Origin of the sequence: Geodermatophilus sp. CPCC 205506, assembly GCF_051383635.1 — a bacterium.
In the GTDB taxonomy this organism is placed as follows: domain Bacteria; phylum Actinomycetota; class Actinomycetes; order Mycobacteriales; family Geodermatophilaceae; genus Geodermatophilus.
Window position 1 is genome coordinate 19,938 of the sequence record NZ_JALPKP010000011.1, and the last position, 16,357, is coordinate 36,294.

The following is a 16,357-nucleotide window of genomic DNA, read 5'->3' on the forward strand; positions in this document are numbered from 1 at the left end:
AGCTCGTGCTCTGCCCACTCCGGTGGGCCGAGCACGAGCCTCCGCGAGGACACGACGTCGACCGGGAGACCCGAGCGGCGGTAGCTTGCGGCATGACCGCGGAGCAGACCGTCCGGACGACCAGTGGCACGGTGCGCGGGCTCTCCCGCGACGGCGTGCACGCCTTCCTCGGGATCCCGTATGCGGCACCGCCGTTCGGGGAGCGCCGGTTCGCCGCCCCCGCGCCGCCCGAGCCGTGGGACGGCGTCCGCGCGGCCACGGAGTACGGGCCGACGGTGCCCAAGCCGCCGTACACCCCGCCCTACGACGTCCTCCTGCCCGAGCCGGTCATCCCCGGTGAGGACTGCCTGAACCTGAACGTGTGGACGCCGGACCCCGGGGCGTCCGGGCTGCCGGTCTTCGTGTGGATCCACGGCGGGGCGTTCGTCAACGGCTCGGGCGCGGTGCCGGTCTACGACGGCGCGACGTTCGCCCGTGACGGCGTCGTCGCCGTGACGATCAACTACCGCCTCGGGGTCGACGGCTTCCTGCACTTCGCCGACGGCGGACCGGCCAACCGCGGCCTGCTCGACCAGGTCGCCGCGCTGCGCTGGGTGCAGGACAACATCGCCGCGTTCGGCGGGGACCCGGCGCGGGTCACCGTGGGCGGCGAGTCGGCGGGCGGGATGAGCGTCGGGTGCCTGCTCGCGATGCCGTCGGCGCAGGGGCTGTTCGCCCAGGCGGTGCTGCAGAGCGGTGCCGGCCACCACGCCCTGACCGAGGCCACCGCGACGCGGATCGGCGGCTACCTCGCCGAGCGGCTCAACGTCGCGCCGGAGCGGTCCGCGCTGGCCGGCGTCCCCCTGGCGGACCTCATCGCCGCGCAGCAGGCGCTCGGGATGGACGCGGCCACCGCGCCCGACCCGCACCGGTGGGGCGAGGTGACGACGAACCTCATGGTCTACGAGCCGGTCGTCGACGGCGACGTGCTGCCCGACCTGCCGATCCGGCGGATCGCGGCGGGATCGGCCCGTGACGTGGCCGTGCTCGTCGGGGCCAACCGGGACGAGAACCGGCTGTTCATGGTCCCCAACGGGCTGATCGACATGGTGACCGACCCGTTGCTGCAGATGGTCGTCGCCGGCTACTCGGCGCCGTCCGAGAAGACCCTCGAGGTCTACCGCGCAGGCCGTCCGGGCGCGACGCCGGGTGAGCTGATGGCCGACATCGCGACCGACTGGTTCTTCCGCATCCCGGCGATCCGGCTGGCCGAGGCCCAGGCCGGCGGCGGGCGCGCGTGGGTGTACGAGTTCTCCTGGCCGTCCCCGCAGTTCGGCGGGCGGCTCGGCGCCTGCCACGCCCTGGAGCTCGGCTTCACCTTCGACACCCTGGCGCTGGAGGCGCACGGCGCGCTCATGGGGTCCGGCGCGCCGCAGGCGCTCGCCGACGAGATGCACCGCGCGTGGGTGCGCTTCGTCCGCGACGGCGACCCGGGCTGGGCGCCCTACGACCTCGACCGGCGCGCCGTGCAGGACTTCGGCGAGCAGGTGCGCCTCGTCGACGACCCCCGCGGCGAGCAGCGGGCGATCTGGGACAGCATCCGCTGACGTCGGAGGGCTCAGTGCACGGCGCGCTCGTGCCCCTCCCAGTACGGCTTGCGGAGCTCGCGCTTGAGCACCTTCCCGGCGGCCGACAGCGGCAGCGTCTCGACCAGCTCCATCGACTTGGGGATCTTGTAGCCGGCGATCTGCCCGGCGCAGAAGTCGTGCAGCTCGGTCAGCGTCGGAGTGGCGCCGGGCACCGGGACGACGACGGCGTGCACCCGCTCGCCCCAGATCTGGTCCGGGACGCCGATCACCGCGCACGTCGCCACTGAGGGGTGCTGCGCGAGAGCGCTCTCCACCTCGACCGAGTACACGTTCTCGCCGCCGGTGATGATCATGTCCTTGATCCGGTCGGTGAGGTACACGTAGCCGTCGTCGTCCATCCAGCCGGCGTCACCGGTGTGCATCCAGCCGCCGCGCAGCGCCTCGGCCGTGGCCTCCGGCCGGTTCCAGTAGCCGAGCATCACGTTGCCGCCGCGGACGACGATCTCGCCCACCGACCCGCGGGACACCTCGACGTCGTCGGGACCGACGACGCGGACCTCGGTGTGGTACGCGGCGCGGCCGACCGAGCGCCGGCGCGTGGGGTCGTCGTGGTCGGCGGCGGTCAGGAGGGTGGCGGAGGGGGCGAGCTCGGTCATCCCGTAGGCCTGCAGGAACCGGGCGTTGGGCAGCGCCTTCATCACCCGGCCGAGCAGTGCGTCGGACATCGGGGAGGCGCCGTAGAGCACCTGGCGGACGCTGGTCAGGTCGAAGTCGTCGATCCGCGGTGAGTCGACGACCAGCTGGAGCATGGTCGGCACCAGCAGCAGGTCGGTCACCCGGTGCTCCTGGACGGCGGCCAGCACCGCGAGCGGGTCGAAGGCCGGGATCATGACGTGGGTCCCGCCGGCGACGACCTCGCTGACCCACATGGAGAAGTCGGCCAGGTGGAACATCGGCGCGGCGTGCAGGTACGTGCTGTCCGGCTGGGGTTCCGCCACGGCGAGACCGCCCATGATCGCGGTCAGCAGGTTGCGGTGGCTGAGCATGACGCCCTTCGACCGCCCGGTGGTGCCGCCGGTGTAGAAGACGCCGGCCAGGTCGTCCCCGCCGCGGCGCACGTCGTCCACGGGCTCGGTCCCGGTGACGAGCTCCTCGAACGCGAGGGCACCCTCCGGGGTCGGCCCGTCCCCGGCGTGGACGACGTGCCGCAGGCCCGGCACGGCCTGCCGCAGCGCCGGCACCATCGGGGCGAAGACGTCGTCGACGGCGAGCACCTCGGCGCCCACCTCCGTCAGGGACTCGGCGATCTCCGGGACGCTCCAGCGGAAGTTGACGGGCACCAGGACGCCCCCGCCCCACAGCACGCCGGCGAGGTACTCGTGGTAGCGGTCGGAGTTGAGGGCGAGGATCGCCGCGCGGTCGCCGTCGGCCACCCCGAGCGAGCGCAGGGCGCCGGCCAGCCGGGCGATCCGGTCGACCGACTCGCCGTGGGTGCGCGTGCGCCCGGCGCAGACGGTGGCGAGCCCGTCGGGGCGCTGCTGCACGGCGCGGTGCAGTCCCTGGGTGAGGTACACGGTGCGGTCCTCCCGGCCGGCGGTGGGCGATGCGGCCACGGTGCCGAGCCGGGAGGGCGCGCCGCCAGGGACGCAGGTCCCCGGCTCAGGTGAGGTACCGCTGGAACCAGCGCAGCTGGGCTGGGGCCGACTCGGCGAACGCGTCGCCGACATAGGCGTCGAAGTGCCCGACCGGCAGCACGAGCAGCTCCTTCGGGTGCCGGGCCCGCTCGTAGTACTCCAGCGTCAGGTCGGCGACGGTGAGGTGGTCCTGCGCGGCGACCACCATCATCAGCGGGGTCGGCGCGATCTGGCCGATGTAGGCGCCGGGCTCGTACTCGGTGAACATCTCCACCGACCGCAGGGTGACCTCGTTCTGCCAGGTGGTGGCGCGCTCGAGGATCGGCCCGAGGAAGAAGTCGTGGCTGTCCGCGGTGGGCAGCGCGCACGGCTCGTCGGGCTCCTTCTCCCACGCCACCGGGATCATCCCGGGGTCTGCGCCTGCGTAGCGGGCGGCGCGGTCGGCGTCGAACGCCTCCCGCAGCCCGGCGAAGGCGTCGGCACGGATCAGCCTTCGGGCGTTGGCCAACCCGCTGACCAGGGGCACCTGGGAGACGACGCACGTCACCCGGCGGTCGAGCGCGCCGACGACGAGCACGTGCCCGCCGCTGTAGCTGGACCCCCAGATCCCGATCCGGTCGGGGTCGGCCCACGGCTGGGTCTGCGCCCAGGTGATCGCCGTCCGGTAGTCGCGGATCTGCTGCCACGGGTCCAACTCGCCGCGGGGCGCGCCGTCGCTCGCGCCGACGTTGCGGTTGTCGTAGACCAGCACCCCGAGCCCGCCGTCGGCGAAGTGCTCGGCGAAGTCGTCCAGGTGCATCTCCTTGGTGGCGGAGAAGCCGTGGGACATGACGACCAGCGGCCGTCGTGTGTCGGTGGGGCCGTCGTCGGGGGAGTAGTGCCAGCCGCGCAGGGTGACGCCGTCCTCGGTCCTGAACTCGATGTCCTCTCGCATGCCGCCGACCCTGGCCGGGCGGGCGACCGGCGTCGTGACGATCCGTGCGATCTCTCCGACGATCCCTGCAGGCCTTGCCGACGCCGGGGCGCCGGGGTTGGCTGCGCGGCGGGAGGTCCCCGATGACGCTGCTGGTGGAGCGGTGGAGCCCGGACGACGCGGCGCCGGCCGACCGGGCCGAGGCCTTCCGCGAGGTCGTCAGCGCCACCCACCTGCCGTGGGCGCTGACCCCCGGGCCGGAGCTGCCGGGGCAAGTCGGTCTCAGCCGCTACCGGATCGGTGACCTGACGCTGGTCGACTGCCGGTGCGGCCCGTGCTCGGGTTCCCGGGGGCGGGCGCAGTGGGCGGCGACCGGTGAGGACGTCGTCGGCGTGCTGTTCGTCCGGGAGGGGCTGGAACTGGTCGAGGTCGGCGGCGAGCGGGTGGTCGCCGGCCCCGGGTCGGCGCTGCTGTGGCGGGCCGACGAGGCGGTGCGCTTCCGGGTCCCCGGCCGCCTGCACAAGTGGACGCTGCTCGTGCCGTCGTCCCGCCTGCCTTCTGTGCCGGGCGGGCTGCTGGACCCGGCGTCCGCCGGGCTGCTGGCCGCGCTGCTGGGGACGGCACTCGGCTCGGCCGCCGCGGTGGACGGGCGGCTCGGCCGGCCGCTCGCCGACGCCGTCGTCGACCTGCTGGCCGGCGCGCTGACCACCCCGCCCGAGGACCCCGCGTGGGCCCGGGTGACCGGCTACGTCGATGCGCACCTGCGCGACCCGGCGCTGACCCCGGCGGCCGTGGCCGCCGGGGCCTACCTCTCGGTGCGCTCCCTGTACGCGCTGTCCGCCGCGCACGGGACGACTCCGGCCGGGTACGTGCGCCGGCGCCGGCTGGAGGCCGCGCACCGGGAGCTGACCCGGCGGGGGACGGCGGTGACGGTGGCGGGCGTGGCGCATGCCTGGGGGTTCCGCGACCAGGCGACGTTCGGCCGCGGCTTCCGTGCGGCGTTCGGCCGGACCCCGAACGAGGTGCGGCGCGGTCAGTCCCCGCGCGGGCCGACGTCCTCCACGTCGAAGAAGGTGACCGAGACGCCGCCGGTCGCGAGGACCGGGACACCCTCCCCGGCGGCCGCCCACTCGGGGGTGCGCATGGCCGCGGCCATCGCCTCCGCGGACGCGAAGTCGAGCTCGGCGACGAGGTAGGTGGCCGGCGGCTCGCCGTCGCGCGAGGTGGGCCGACCGAGCGTGTAGCGGAGCACGCCGGGCACCTCGTTGATCAGCCGGACGTGCTCCTGGTAGCGCTCCTCGAACACCGCCGCGTCCGTGGGCTGCCCGTACTGGACGACCATCCTGTGCACCATGTCTCCGCCTCCGTGCCGGGGTCCGTACCGGCCGCCGCCGACCCAAGCAGGTCCGCGGCGAGCGAGGGAACCGGCCTTCCGCCGGGCGGCGGGTACCTGCACCCCCTGCGGACGCTCGTGCTCTGCCCACCACCGTGGGCAGAGCACGAGCTCCCGCACATCCCCGGTCGGCCGCTCCCGCTCCGGCTGGGTCAGACGGTCTCGGGCACGTGCAGGTGGGCCAGCGCCAGGTCCATCTCGGCGATGTCCACGATGTGGGCGCCCATCGCGCGGGCGAACTGCTCGCGCAGCGACCGTGCGTGCCGGCGCACCAGTGCGAGCGCCTCGTGGGTCTGGAAGCTGGTGACGCTGACCGTCCGGCTGGTGCGCCGGTCGACAAGCATGCTGACGCTGCAGAAGCCGGGCAGCTCCTGGAGCCGGGGCATGAGGTTGAACTGGTAGGTGTCGAGCAGTTCGTCCACGTGGTCGGGCCTGATGCGGGCCCAGGTGACCTGCGCGGCGGCGCCGTCCCCGGCGTGCCGGTCCCGGTGGAGGACGGCGATCTCCCACTGCCGGACCTCGGCGTCGGTGCCGCCGAGGGTCTGGACGAGGCGGTCGCGGACCGGTTGGACGTCCTCGGCGGTGCTGAGCATCGCCTGCTCGTCGGCCCACGCGGTCGCGACGATGCAGCGGCCGCTCTCGCGGTCGGTGAGCATGGACAGGCCGACGCAGCCCTCGGTCTGCTGGACGGTCGGCAGCACCTCGTCGCGCAGGTACGTGACGCCGGCGTCGATGTTCGCGGGGTTGCCGCGGATGCTGGTGGATCGCGCGTACAAGCGCCGCTCCTCCCGGTCGGGGCAGTCTGATGGCGCTCACCTTGTCGGTCGCCGGTCGGAGGGGCAACCACTCGCCGGTTGCGCGGTGACTTTCCGAGCGGCCGGCGGTCTGTACGGCATGCAGACGATGCAGCTCGACCTCGGCCCGCAGGCACAGGTGCTCAAGGGCGTCGTCGCTGGCGTGCGCGACGACCAGCTGACCGCTCCGACGCCCTGCCCGGACATGACGGTGGCCACGCTGCTCGACCACGTCGTCGGCCTCACCCACGCCTTCCGGAAGTCGGCGGAGAAGGACCCGGTGCCCGGCGCCCCGGTCGCCTCGGCCGATGCCCTGACCCCGGACTGGCGCGTCGTCATCCCCGCCCAGCTCGACGCCCTGGTGGCCGCGTGGCGGAAGCCGGAGGCGTGGGAGGGGGACACCGCGGCCGGCGGCGTGGAGATGCCGGCACCGGCGATCGCCGTCGTCGCGCTGGACGAGATGACGGTGCACGGCTGGGACCTCGCCGTCGCGACCGGCCAGGAGTACTCGGCCGACCCCGCCTCGGTGGAGGCGTGCCTGGGCTTCGCGAGCCAGGTCGCCGCCGAGCCGGCCGTACCCGGGCTGTTCGGCCCGCCGGTGCCCGTGCCCGACGACGCCCCGCCGCTGCACCGCCTCCTGGGCCTCACCGGCCGCGACCCCTCCTGGCGCCCGCCGGCCTGACGCCCCGGGCGGCTGCCGCACGGTCGGTAGCCGCCGGTGGCGCAGCACGGAGGATCGCCGGGAGCCCGCCGTTCCGCGACCGACCGTCTTGAGCACCCGCCGCCCCGGCGGGAACCTGCAAGCGCCCACCGTCACCGCCCCGACCTGGCCGGGAGGTGTGGTCCGCCGTCGGTGCCGTGACACGAGCCGGACCGAGCAGGGACGTCTTCCACCCGCGGACGCCCAGCACGACCGTCAACCCATCTCCGAGGGTCACGGCGAGGTGGCCCTCCCGGGACACAGGAGGCTCCCCATGGGGCAGATGTACCTCCACCGCTTCGTCACCCGCGACGGCGTGGCGAAGGCCGAGGTGGACGCGGCGTGGACGGAGGGGTTCCGGACCTTCGCCAAGTCGGGCAACTGGGGCGGGGTCGACAGCGGGGTGATCCACCACAAGACGTGGGGCACCAGCTGGGGCGGCTACATCCTCATCGAGGTGGACGACCCGGATGCCCTGGCGCGGTACCAGACGTACCACCTGCAGACCTACGGGCACGTCGTCCACATCACGCTCGAGCCGCTCTACGACATGGACAAGGCCTTCGAGAGCGTCATCAACAGCATGAAGTGAGGCGGCTCAGCCGACGACGAAGGCGGTCGACTGAGGGCCGTCACCGTCGATGCACGCCCCGGTGACGACGACGCTCCCGCCGTCGCCGAGGGGCGCGACCGCCCCGAAGACGCCGGCGCCGGCGCAGAGCTTGACCGCGCCGACCTGCTCGCCGGTGATCAGGTCGACCGTGACCAGTTCGGCGGGGAACTCCAGGTCGGCGAGCGGCACGTGCCCGAGGCGGCCGGTCGGGTCCACGGCGAGGTCGAGGGCGGAGTCGCCGGCGCCGTCGACGTCGGCCGTGGTCTCCACTGCGCCGTCCACCACGGTGACCAGCCGCCCGCTGCTGCGGGCCTCGCCGAGGTGCACGGTGGCGACGGCGGTGCCGTCCGCTGTCACCTGCAGGGCGGTCGGCGTGCTGCCGCGCTCGGGGACGAGCTCGACCGGGTCGCCGGCAGCTCGCAGGTCCCGGTCGAGGAACACGAGGACGGCGCCGGTGCCGCCCGCCGGGCGTTCGGCGGCGACCAGGGCGGCGAGGCCGTCGTCGGGGGTGACGGCGAGGTGCGTGACCGGCGCGCTCGTCGTCCCGGTGCCGCGCGCCGCGCCCGTGGCGACGTCGACGGCGGCGACTCGGGTGTCCCGCGCGGCGTAGAGCGTGCGGCCGTCGGAGGCGAGGACGACGGCCGTCGGGATGCCGCCGAGGTCCCACGGGGTGGCGGTCGGCTGCGCGGCGCCGGGCGGCAGTCGGAGGAGCTCGGCGCCCGCGACGAGGACCGTTCCGTCGTCGGTGACGGCGAGCCGCGCGTGCGCGTCGACGGGCGGGATGGAGCGCACGTCGGTCGCGGCCGGTCCGGCGTCGCCCCGGGTCAGCCGGACCAGCCAGCTCTGCGGGTTCCCGTCGGCGCCGAGGAGGGCGACCGGCGTCCCGTCGGGGCCGGCCGCGAGGTCGAACAGGACCACGTTGCCACCGACGGCGGCGTCCAGGTCGACCGTGCCGAGCACCTCGGTGGCGGTCTGCTGGGGCGCCGGCTCTCCGTCGTCGGGCCGCTCGTCGCCGGTGCAGCCGGCCGTGGCCAGGACGACCGCCAGCGCCGCGGCGGTGCGGCGGGCGGCGGGCATTCCGGCTCCCGGGGTGGGGAGCCGAAGCGTGGCGCGCACCGGCCGCACCCGGCAAGCCGAGGCCCGGCCGCGACGCGGAGGTCCTGGCGCGTCGAGTGCGCGCTGGCTCACCATCGACCTCCTCCGGCCGCGGCCCGTGTCCGGAGCCCGAGCCCCGAGGGAGCTCCCATGCCCGCACGTCCGGTGTCGCGCGCCCGCCACCTCCTCGTCGTCCTGCTGGCCACCGTCGGACTGGTCGCCGCCGGTTCCCCGGCGCTGGCCGAGCCGGGCCGCGCGCCCGCCGAGCACGACACGAACGGGCACGGCCGGACCTACCTGGCACTGGGGGACTCGGTGCCCTTCGGCTTCCGCGGGTCGCAGCCACCGGAGGTGTACGCGGACCCGGCGAACTTCGTCGGCTATCCCGAGCTGGTCGCCGACGACCTGGGCCTCCGGGTGCTCAACGCCAGCTGCCCGGGGGAGACGACCGAGAGCTTCATCGACGCCACGGCCCAGAGCAACGGATGTCAGAACAGCCTCGGGTCCGACGTCGGTCACCGCGACTTCTTCCCCCTGCACGTCGACTACGAGGGCTCCCAGCTCGACCATGCGGTCGAGGTGCTCCAGCAGGAGCCGAGGGTCCGGCTGGTGACCCTGCAGCTCGGCGCCAACGACGGGTTCCTGTGCGTGCGGACCGGCGCCTGCAGCAGGCCCGAGGGATTCCGGGCGCTGGCCGCGCGGGTCGGGCAGAACGTGGACCGCATCCTCGCCACGCTGCGGGAGGAGGCCTGCTACTCCGGGCGGCTCGCCGTCGTCACCTACTACGCGCTCGACTACACCGACCCGGCGGCCACGCAGCTGCTCAATGCCGCACTGGCCGCGGCGGCCGCCGAGAACGGGGCCGTCGTCGCGGACGGCTTCGCGGCCTTCGCGCCCCGTGCACTGGCGGCCGGCGGCAGCTCGATCGCCGCGGGGCTGGTGCCGCCGGCCGACGTCCACCCGACGGAGGAGGGCCAGCGACTGCTGGCCGGCGCCGTCGAGCAGGCCGTCGGGCACTGAGAGCGGCGCCCGGGCCCATTCAGCAGGGTGACGGGCGCAACCTGCCGCTTCCGGTCCGGGGCTGCCGATAGGGCAGATGAGGCGGCGGTTGCCCACGACCCCCGTCGCCCGGGGAGTGGCTTGCCCATGGCTCGACAGGGACGGATCGGGAACGGTCTGGCAGCGCTCGGTGGCGCGCGTCCCGACGTGATCGAGGCGGCGCCCGGTGCGCGGCCTCGGTTCGTCGCGCTCGGCGGCGTCCTGCTGAGCACGGGCGGCCTCGCCGTCGTGTCGGCGGCGTTCGCGGTGCACATGGCGCTGGGCGTCTGGTGGCCGTTCGCGCTGGTCATCGGCCTGGGCTGGGGCGCCGTCGTCGTCAACCTTGACCGGATGCTGCTGGTCGGGATGGCGCACGACGCGTCGCTGAAGCGGAACCTGGCGCTCGCCGTCCCCCGGGTGGGGCTGGCGCTGGTGCTCGGCGTCGTCGTCGCGACGCCGCTGACGCTGCAGGTGTTCCACAAGGAGATCGACACGGAGATCGTGTCGATGCAGGCCGAGGCGGCCGACGCGCACCGGACCGAGCTGGAGTCGGACGCGCGGTTCATCGGGCTGCCGGCGCTGCGGGAGCGGATCGCCACCCAGGAGTCGATCGTGGCCACCGGGGGGCAGAGCGACCCGGAGCTCGTCGCGGTGCAGGCCTCGGTGACCGACCGGCAGGCCGCCTACGACGCGGCGCTGGGCACCCAGCGGGAGCTCGAGGCCAAGGCGCAGTGCGAGCTGGACGGCACCTGCGGCACCGGCGACGCCGGGACCGGCACTGCCTACCAGCAGGCGCGCGCGGCCGCCGACGCGCAGGTGGCGGTGGTCGCCTCGGCGCGCTCGGAGCTGGACGCCGCGGTGGCGGCGGCCGGCTCCGCGCAGGCGCGCAGTGCTCAGCTGGCCGCATCCTCGCTGGACGGGGACCGGGCCGAGCTGGCCCGGCTGACCGAGGACCAGAACACCCTGCAGGCCGCGTTCGACGCGACCAACGAGGGCGCCGGCGGCATCCTCATGCGGCTGGAGGCCCTGGACCGGCTGGGTGACAGGAACGCCACCCTGGCCGCGGCGCAGTTCATGCTGTCGCTGCTGTTCATGTGCGTGGAGATCCTGCCGGTGCTGATGAAGCTGCTGCTCAACTTCGGCCCGCCGTCGGCCTACGACAAGCTCGCCGCGCTGCGTGACTCGGGTGACGTCGAGGTCGAGGAGATGCAGAAGGAGTCGCGGCTGGCGGTGGCGGCCGCTCGCGAGGAGCTGCTGGTGATGGCGGAGCGCGAGCGGATCGACCGGCAGAAGGAGCAGATCATGTCCCGGCAGCGGGCGGCCGTCGCCGCGGCCCGGCAGGCGATGGCGGCCACGGCCGCGCCCACCGCCGCGTCTGCCTCTGCGGCTCCCGCTGCCGAGACGGCGCGCCAGCAGTGGGACACCGGACCGATCCTCAACCTGGCCCGCAACGCCGCCGTCCGGACGGTGCGCTCCGTCCGCCGGCGGCCGTCGGACCGGGTGGCCGTCTGACGCTGTTCCGCCCTCCCGGCCCCTCCGTGGTCTGATGCCTGTGGTGTCAGCCGGCGGAGGGGCCGGTGGCGTTTCGAGAGGGTGGGCGTGTGACTGCTGACTCCAGCTCCGGCTCCGGCGAGGTGCTGCTCGAGGTCGACGGCGCGGTGGCGGTGGTGACGCTGAACGCGCCCGACCGCCGGAACGCGCTGACGCCTGCGATGGCTCGCGAGCTGAGCGGACTGTTCGACGAGGTGGACGCGCGGCCGGAGGTCGGGGCGCTGGTCGTGCGGGCGGTGGGGAAGTCGTTCTGCGCGGGCGGCGACATCCAGACGCTGACGGACGCCGGTCGCGACCCTGCCGAGCCGTCCGCCTACGAGGGGATGTCGGCGATCTACGACTCCTTCTACCGGCTGGGGCAGGTCCGCGTGCCGACCATCGCTGCGGTACGGGGGTCGGCGGTGGGCGCCGGGATGAACATGCTGCTGGCGACCGACCTGCGGATCGTGGCCTCCGATGCCCGGCTGCTGTGCGGGTTCCTCAAGCGGGGGATGCACCCGGGCGGCGGGCACTTCGTGATCCTGTCCCGGCTGATCGGCCGCGAGGCCGCGGCGGCGATGGTGCTGTTCGGCGAGGAGATCGACGGTGCGCGGGCCGTCTCGCTGGGGCTGGCGTGGGAGGCGGTGGACGACGCCCGTGTCGAGGACCGCGCGCTGGAACTGGCCGCCCGCGTCGCTGCCGACCCGGAGCTGGCGCGGGTGGCGGTGGGCAACTTCCGCAAGGAGACGGCGACGCCGGTGAGCTGGGAGATCGCGACCCAGTTCGAGCGGCCGGCGCAGATGTGGTCGATGCGCCGGTCCGCTCGGGACTGAGGTCGGTCAGGGCCGGGCGGGCACCCGGTCAGACGGTCTCGGGCACCCGGAGGTGGGCGAGGACGACGTCCATCTCGGCGACGTCGAGGATGTCGACGCCCGCGACGTTGACTGCCTCCTCGCGCACGGAGCGCGCGTGCTCGCGGCTCTGCTCGACTGCGGCGCGGCTCTCGAAGACGGCGGTGCCGACGCCGCGGCCGCTGTCCCGGTCGACCAGCATGCTGAGGCTGCAGAAGCCGTCCATGTCCTGGATCCGCGGCATCAGGCGGGTCCGGTACGTGTCGAGCATCTGGTCGACCTTGCCGGGATCGGCGCGGACCCAGGTGACCCGCGCGCACGCGCCACCGCCGGCGGGGTGCTCGCGGTGGAGGACGGCGATCTCCCACTCCTGCACCTCGAGCTCGTCGCCTGCTCCGAAGCGGTCCATCAGCTGCCGGCGCATCGGGTGGACGCGCTCGGCGCTGGCCTCCATGGCCTGCCGGTCGTCCCAGGCCGACGTCGCGATGCACTGGCCGGATTCGCGGTTGCACATCATCGACAGGCCGACGCAGCCGTCCATGTCACGCATCGCCGGCCAGACCTCGTCGCGCATGTAGGCGATGGCGTCGTCCAGGGAGCCGGGGTTGCCGCGGATGGTGGTGGAACGGGCGTACATGGCGCCCTCCTCTCCTGCCGGCGGCGACACCCCTGCGGCATCGCCGCACGGTCGAGCCTCCTCGGTCGGGGGACGGCGGACAACGCTGCGACGCGTGCGTTTCCCGGCCGGCGGACCCGGGGCGCCGGCCCGGCTGTGCCGCCGTCGATCGCCCCGTGCACCCTCGGTAGCCGGTGGTCGACGGACGCGGAGGATCGCCGGGGCCGACCTCGGGCCAGGGTCGGGCGTCCCTGTCGGTGCCGGGCGGACGGCAGGACCCTCCCCGGTGCTCCTCGCGTCGCCCGCGGCCAGCCGGGACCCGCGCCGGCCGCGGGTGGACGAGCAGGAGCCCGGTCCACCGAGGGAGGCTCGACATGAAGTACGTGCTGACGTGGAAGGCCCGCAGCGGAGGGTCCGCACAGGAGAACCTGGCGTCGACCAAGCGCTCGCTCGAGGTGTTCGGCAAGTGGACGCCCGGCACGACCGTCCACCAGTTCCTCAGCCGCGTCGATGCGGCCGGCGGCTTCGCCGTCATCGAGTCCGACGATCCCGCCGCCGTCGCCAAGGACTGCGCGATCTTCGCGTCCTTCCTGGAGTTCACCGTGTACCCCGTGATCGACATCGAGCAGGGTGCGGCGGTGCTCCAGGCGGCGGTCGACATGAACGAGAGCGTCTGACCCGTCCCCGCGCCGTGTCGCTGGAAAGACCGAGGTCCGCCGTCAGGCGCTCGTGCCGGCGTCCGTGGGCGTGGGCGTGACCGTCTCGGTGACCGTGGCGGTGTAGCAGAGCTCCCCGACGCAGTACTGGGCGTTGACCTCGATGTACGTCGGTAGCGGCAGGAACACCCGCAGCGCCCCGAAGGAGGTCGCCGTCCAGGCCGTCGGCGTGCTGGAGCACGGCGCGGGGACGCCGAAGAAGTCGCGCGCGATGTCCAGGCCCTGTACCTGCGCGACGTCACCGAAGACCACCGCGTCGACCGGCACGTTGCAGGTCACCGTGCCCCTGAGCACCACGGTCCCGGGTTCGCTGCCGATCTCGGCCGAGTCGAGAGTCACCTCGACGGGGTCGACCTGGGCGGGAGCGGGACGTACGGGGATGGGCGGTGCGGCGAGAGCGGACGGTGCGGCGAGCGTCGCCGTCGCGACGACGACGCACAGCACGAGGGCGGTGCGGGCCAGAGCCGCGACAGGGCGGGGCGTACCTGCGGACATCGTTGCCTCCGAGCGGACACGCGGGCGGGGGACTGGCACGACGTCCATCGTCGGGACTCAGCATTCGACGACCTCGAGGTGCCCGGTGCGCCGCGTGCGCGGACGCGGTGAGCCGGAGGTTCCTCGCGGCCGAACGGCCCCGTCAACCGCGCCGCTGACCGTGCGTCAGCCTCCGGTTGCGCCGTGACCCACAGTCGCGGGTGGCCGAGGCGAGTGACCCCTCTGGACGTGCGCCGCTCCTCAGCCGGTACTGGACCGTCACGGCCACCGGGGTGCCGTCCGACCAGGTCGCCCGAGGCGCCCGAGTGCGGCGAGTTCAGACGGTCTCGGGCACCCGGAGGTGGGCGAGGACGAGTTCCATCTCCGCGACGTCCACGATGTCGACTCCCATCGTCTCCACGGCCTGCTGCCGCGTCTTGCGGGCCTCGTCGCGGGTCTGCTCCATGGCCGAGCGGCTCTCGAACACGACCGTGCCGACGCCGCGGCCGCTGTCGCGGTCGACGAGCAGGCTGAGGCTGCAGAAGCCGGGCATCGCCTGGAGCCGTGGCATGAGGCCGGTGCGGTAGGTGTCCAGCACGTGGTCGACCCTCCAGGGGTCGCTGCGGACCCAGGTGACCCGGCAACAGGCGCCGTCGCCGGTGGGGTGCTCGCGGTGCAGGACGGCGATCTCCCACTCCTGGACCTCCGGCTCCCCGGCGCCGATCCCGAAGCGCTCGACCATCTGCTCTCGCATGGGGCGGACGTGCTCGTCGCTCGCGCGCATGGCCTGCAGGTCTTCCCAGGCCGAGGTGGCGATGTAGCGGCCGCTCTCGCGGTCGCACATCATCGACAGGCCGACGCAGCCGTCCATGTCACGCATCGCCGGCCAGACCTCGTCGCCCATGTAGGCGATGGCCTCGTCCATCGAGCCGGGGTTGGTCATCAGGGTGGTGGAACGGGCGTACATCTCCCGGCTCCTCTCGTGCCGGCGACGACACCCCTGCGGCATCGCCGCTCGGGCCGAGCGTCCTCCCTGGCAGCGGTGGACAACGGTGCCGAACGTCCCGCTCCTCAAGCCGGCGTGCCGGCGGCGTCGTAGCCGGGCAGCCAGCGACGGACCTCGTCGTCCACGGCCACGGTGGCGCCGAGCGAGCACAGGACGCCGACCAGCTCGGCGGCCACCCGCTGCAGCAGCAGGTAGTGCGGCGGGATGGTCAGCCGGCGCTGGGTGCGGGCGGCTGTGCTGAGGGGGTCGGAGGCGCGGCGGGTCTGCTCCTGCATCCAGCGGCGGGTGAACCGGTATTCCGCGGCGCGCAGCGGCTCGAAGTAGGGATCGAGCAGGTCGAGCAGCGCCGTGTCGGTGACCTTGTCGGGCTGGACGAGGTGCGCGGACGTGGCGATGCGGTGGAGTGTCGCGGCGTCGCCGTCCCGGCCGGCGGCGAGCAGCGGACCGAGCCGGTCGGGCCAGCCGCGCGGCATGGCCTGGGTGGAGCCGAAGTCGAGGACGGCGAGCCTCCTGTCCGGGAGGAGGCGGAAGTTGCCGGGGTGCGGGTCGCCGTGCACGCGGTGGGCGCGGACCGGGCCGGAGGCGAGGAGGCGCACGAGGAGCTGACCCGCGCGGTCCCGGTCGTCCTGGGTGCCGTCGGCGATGACCCGGGACAGGGGAGTGCCGCCGACCCACTCGGTGACCAGCACCTGGCCCTGGACGTCGAGTACGTCGGGGACGGCGATGTCCGGGTCGCCGCGGTAGGCGTCGGCGAAGGCCTGCTGCGCCTCCGCTTCCCTCGAGTAGTCGGCCTCCTCGGTGAGGCGTTCCCGCAGCTCCGCGAACAGCTCTCGGACGTCGACGTGCGGCGCGGCCGCCTTCATGACCGGTGACAGCACCTGCAGCGTGCCGAGGTCGGCGACGAGAGCCTCGGCGGCGCCCGGGTACTGGACCTTCACGGCCACCGGCGTGCCGTCGGCCCAGGTGGCGCGATGCACCTGCCCGATGCTGGCCGCCGCGACGGGTCGGTCGTCGAAGTCGCGGAACCCCTGCCGCCAGTCCGTGCTGAGGGACCTCGCGAGCTGCTCGTGGACCCGCGCGGTCGGCATGGCCGGCGCCGCCTCCTGCAGCCGGGTCAGCGTCTCGCGGTAGGGGCCGGCCAGCTGCTCGGGCAGCGCGGACTCCATCGCCGAGAGCGCCTGGCCGACCTTCATGGCGCCGCCCTTGAGGTGGCCGAGGGTGGCGAACAGCTGCTCGGCGGTGCGCTGCTGCACCTGCGCGGCAACGGCCTCCGCGGGGCGGCCGCCGATCCGCTTCCCGATCCCGAAGGCGGTGCGTCCGGCATAGGCAGCCGGGAGCGCGGCGAGCCGGGCCGTCCGGGCAAGGCGGCCCTGTGTCGGCGTGCTGTCCTCGGCGGACCCCACCGCACGACCGTAA

16 protein-coding genes and 1 pseudogene are annotated in these 16,357 nt (G+C 74.2%); 8 read left to right on the forward strand and 9 right to left on the reverse strand.

Annotation, left to right across the window (positions count from 1 at the left end; all coding sequences use genetic code 11):
• Nucleotides 1–92 precede the first annotated feature (92 nt).
• Complete coding sequence (locus tag MY520_RS08320) at nt 93–1,586, forward strand: carboxylesterase/lipase family protein (RefSeq protein ID WP_436691617.1); 1,494 nt, start codon at nt 93–95, stop codon at nt 1,584–1,586.
• Between the two features lie 11 nt (nt 1,587–1,597).
• Here MY520_RS08320 and MY520_RS08325 read toward each other — a convergent pair whose 3' ends face one another.
• Nucleotides 1,598–3,181, reverse strand: a complete 1,584-nt coding sequence (locus tag MY520_RS08325; protein WP_436691618.1) for an acyl-CoA synthetase — start codon at nt 3,179–3,181, stop codon at nt 1,598–1,600.
• Between the two features lie 46 nt (nt 3,182–3,227).
• Nucleotides 3,228–4,136 (reverse strand): alpha/beta hydrolase, encoded by a 909-nt coding sequence (locus MY520_RS08330; protein WP_436691619.1) that lies wholly within the window; start codon nt 4,134–4,136, stop codon nt 3,228–3,230.
• 122 nt (nt 4,137–4,258) lie between these two features.
• Between MY520_RS08330 and MY520_RS08335 the strand changes: the two are divergent.
• Nucleotides 4,259–5,134, forward strand: a pseudogene (locus tag MY520_RS08335) (AraC family transcriptional regulator); the annotation flags it as partial.
• 14 nt (nt 5,135–5,148) lie between these two features.
• Here the strand turns inward: MY520_RS08335 and MY520_RS08340 are convergent.
• Both MY520_RS08340 and MY520_RS08345 read right to left on the reverse strand, forming a co-directional pair.
• Nucleotides 5,149–5,469, reverse strand: coding sequence for an EthD family reductase (locus tag MY520_RS08340; RefSeq protein ID WP_436691620.1), 321 nt, complete (start codon nt 5,467–5,469; stop codon nt 5,149–5,151).
• A 191-nt stretch (nt 5,470–5,660) separates the two neighbouring features.
• A complete protein-coding gene (locus tag MY520_RS08345; protein WP_436691621.1) occupies nt 5,661–6,284 on the reverse strand; it encodes a hypothetical protein in 624 nt (207 codons plus the stop codon).
• 85 nt (nt 6,285–6,369) lie between these two features.
• Here MY520_RS08345 and MY520_RS08350 point away from each other — a divergent pair, with 85 nt between their 5' ends.
• On the forward strand, nt 6,370–6,984 hold the full coding sequence (locus MY520_RS08350) for a TIGR03086 family metal-binding protein (protein ID WP_436691622.1): 615 nt from the start codon (nt 6,370–6,372) through the stop codon (nt 6,982–6,984).
• A 292-nt stretch (nt 6,985–7,276) separates the two neighbouring features.
• Nucleotides 7,277–7,594 (forward strand): hypothetical protein, encoded by a 318-nt coding sequence (locus MY520_RS08355; RefSeq protein WP_436691623.1) that lies wholly within the window; start codon nt 7,277–7,279, stop codon nt 7,592–7,594.
• 6 nt (nt 7,595–7,600) lie between these two features.
• Here the strand turns inward: MY520_RS08355 and MY520_RS08360 are convergent, their stop codons facing one another.
• Complete coding sequence (locus MY520_RS08360) at nt 7,601–8,692, reverse strand: hypothetical protein (RefSeq protein WP_436691624.1); 1,092 nt, start codon at nt 8,690–8,692, stop codon at nt 7,601–7,603.
• Nucleotides 8,693–8,860: 168 nt separating this feature from the next.
• Here MY520_RS08360 and MY520_RS08365 point away from each other — a divergent pair, with 168 nt between their 5' ends.
• The 3 genes from MY520_RS08365 to MY520_RS08375 all read left to right on the forward strand — a co-directional run bounded on the left by MY520_RS08365 (nt 8,861) and on the right by MY520_RS08375 (nt 12,111).
• Nucleotides 8,861–9,730, forward strand: coding sequence for an SGNH/GDSL hydrolase family protein (locus tag MY520_RS08365; protein WP_436691625.1), 870 nt, complete (start codon nt 8,861–8,863; stop codon nt 9,728–9,730).
• A 126-nt stretch (nt 9,731–9,856) separates the two neighbouring features.
• A complete protein-coding gene (locus tag MY520_RS08370) occupies nt 9,857–11,260 on the forward strand; it encodes a DUF4407 domain-containing protein (protein ID WP_436691626.1) in 1,404 nt (467 codons plus the stop codon).
• Between the two features lie 89 nt (nt 11,261–11,349).
• The gene (locus tag MY520_RS08375) at nt 11,350–12,111 is read left to right on the forward strand and encodes an enoyl-CoA hydratase/isomerase family protein (RefSeq protein WP_436691627.1); all 762 of its coding nucleotides are present in this window, start codon (nt 11,350–11,352) and stop codon (nt 12,109–12,111) included.
• Nucleotides 12,112–12,139: 28 nt separating this feature from the next.
• Here MY520_RS08375 and MY520_RS08380 read toward each other — a convergent pair whose 3' ends face one another.
• A complete protein-coding gene (locus MY520_RS08380; RefSeq protein WP_436691628.1) occupies nt 12,140–12,766 on the reverse strand; it encodes an antibiotic biosynthesis monooxygenase in 627 nt (208 codons plus the stop codon).
• 353 nt (nt 12,767–13,119) lie between these two features.
• On the opposite strand from MY520_RS08380, the gene MY520_RS08385 reads away from it, so the two are divergent.
• Entirely contained in the window at nt 13,120–13,422 is a 303-nt protein-coding gene (locus MY520_RS08385; RefSeq protein ID WP_436691629.1) for a DUF3303 domain-containing protein, read from the forward strand.
• Nucleotides 13,423–13,464: 42 nt separating this feature from the next.
• On the opposite strand, the gene MY520_RS08390 is transcribed toward MY520_RS08385, so the two are convergent.
• From MY520_RS08390 to MY520_RS08400, 3 genes are all read right to left on the reverse strand, one after another.
• A complete protein-coding gene (locus MY520_RS08390) occupies nt 13,465–13,956 on the reverse strand; it encodes a hypothetical protein (RefSeq protein ID WP_436691630.1) in 492 nt (163 codons plus the stop codon).
• 316 nt (nt 13,957–14,272) lie between these two features.
• Entirely contained in the window at nt 14,273–14,902 is a 630-nt protein-coding gene (locus tag MY520_RS08395; protein ID WP_436691631.1) for an antibiotic biosynthesis monooxygenase, read from the reverse strand.
• A gap of 104 nt (nt 14,903–15,006) precedes the next feature.
• On the reverse strand, nt 15,007–16,344 hold the full coding sequence (locus tag MY520_RS08400) for an ABC1 kinase family protein (protein WP_436691632.1): 1,338 nt from the start codon (nt 16,342–16,344) through the stop codon (nt 15,007–15,009).
• Between the last annotated feature and the right edge of the window lie 13 nt (nt 16,345–16,357).

Coding starts and splice junctions, on each gene's coding strand:
- MY520_RS08330 (WP_436691619.1), bottom strand. CDS start 4,136: ATGCGAGAGGACATCGAGTTCAGGACCGAGGACGGCGTCACCCTGCGC.
- MY520_RS08370 (WP_436691626.1), top strand. CDS start 9,857: ATGGCTCGACAGGGACGGATCGGGAACGGTCTGGCAGCGCTCGGTGGC.
- MY520_RS08390 (WP_436691630.1), bottom strand. CDS start 13,956: ATGTCCGCAGGTACGCCCCGCCCTGTCGCGGCTCTGGCCCGCACCGCC.
- MY520_RS08340 (WP_436691620.1), bottom strand. CDS start 5,469: ATGGTGCACAGGATGGTCGTCCAGTACGGGCAGCCCACGGACGCGGCG.
- MY520_RS08360 (WP_436691624.1), bottom strand. CDS start 8,692: ATGCCCGCCGCCCGCCGCACCGCCGCGGCGCTGGCGGTCGTCCTGGCC.
- MY520_RS08380 (WP_436691628.1), bottom strand. CDS start 12,766: ATGTACGCCCGTTCCACCACCATCCGCGGCAACCCCGGCTCCCTGGAC.
- MY520_RS08320 (WP_436691617.1), top strand. CDS start 93: ATGACCGCGGAGCAGACCGTCCGGACGACCAGTGGCACGGTGCGCGGG.
- MY520_RS08385 (WP_436691629.1), top strand. CDS start 13,120: ATGAAGTACGTGCTGACGTGGAAGGCCCGCAGCGGAGGGTCCGCACAG.
- MY520_RS08395 (WP_436691631.1), bottom strand. CDS start 14,902: ATGTACGCCCGTTCCACCACCCTGATGACCAACCCCGGCTCGATGGAC.
- MY520_RS08365 (WP_436691625.1), top strand. CDS start 8,861: ATGCCCGCACGTCCGGTGTCGCGCGCCCGCCACCTCCTCGTCGTCCTG.
- MY520_RS08355 (WP_436691623.1), top strand. CDS start 7,277: ATGGGGCAGATGTACCTCCACCGCTTCGTCACCCGCGACGGCGTGGCG.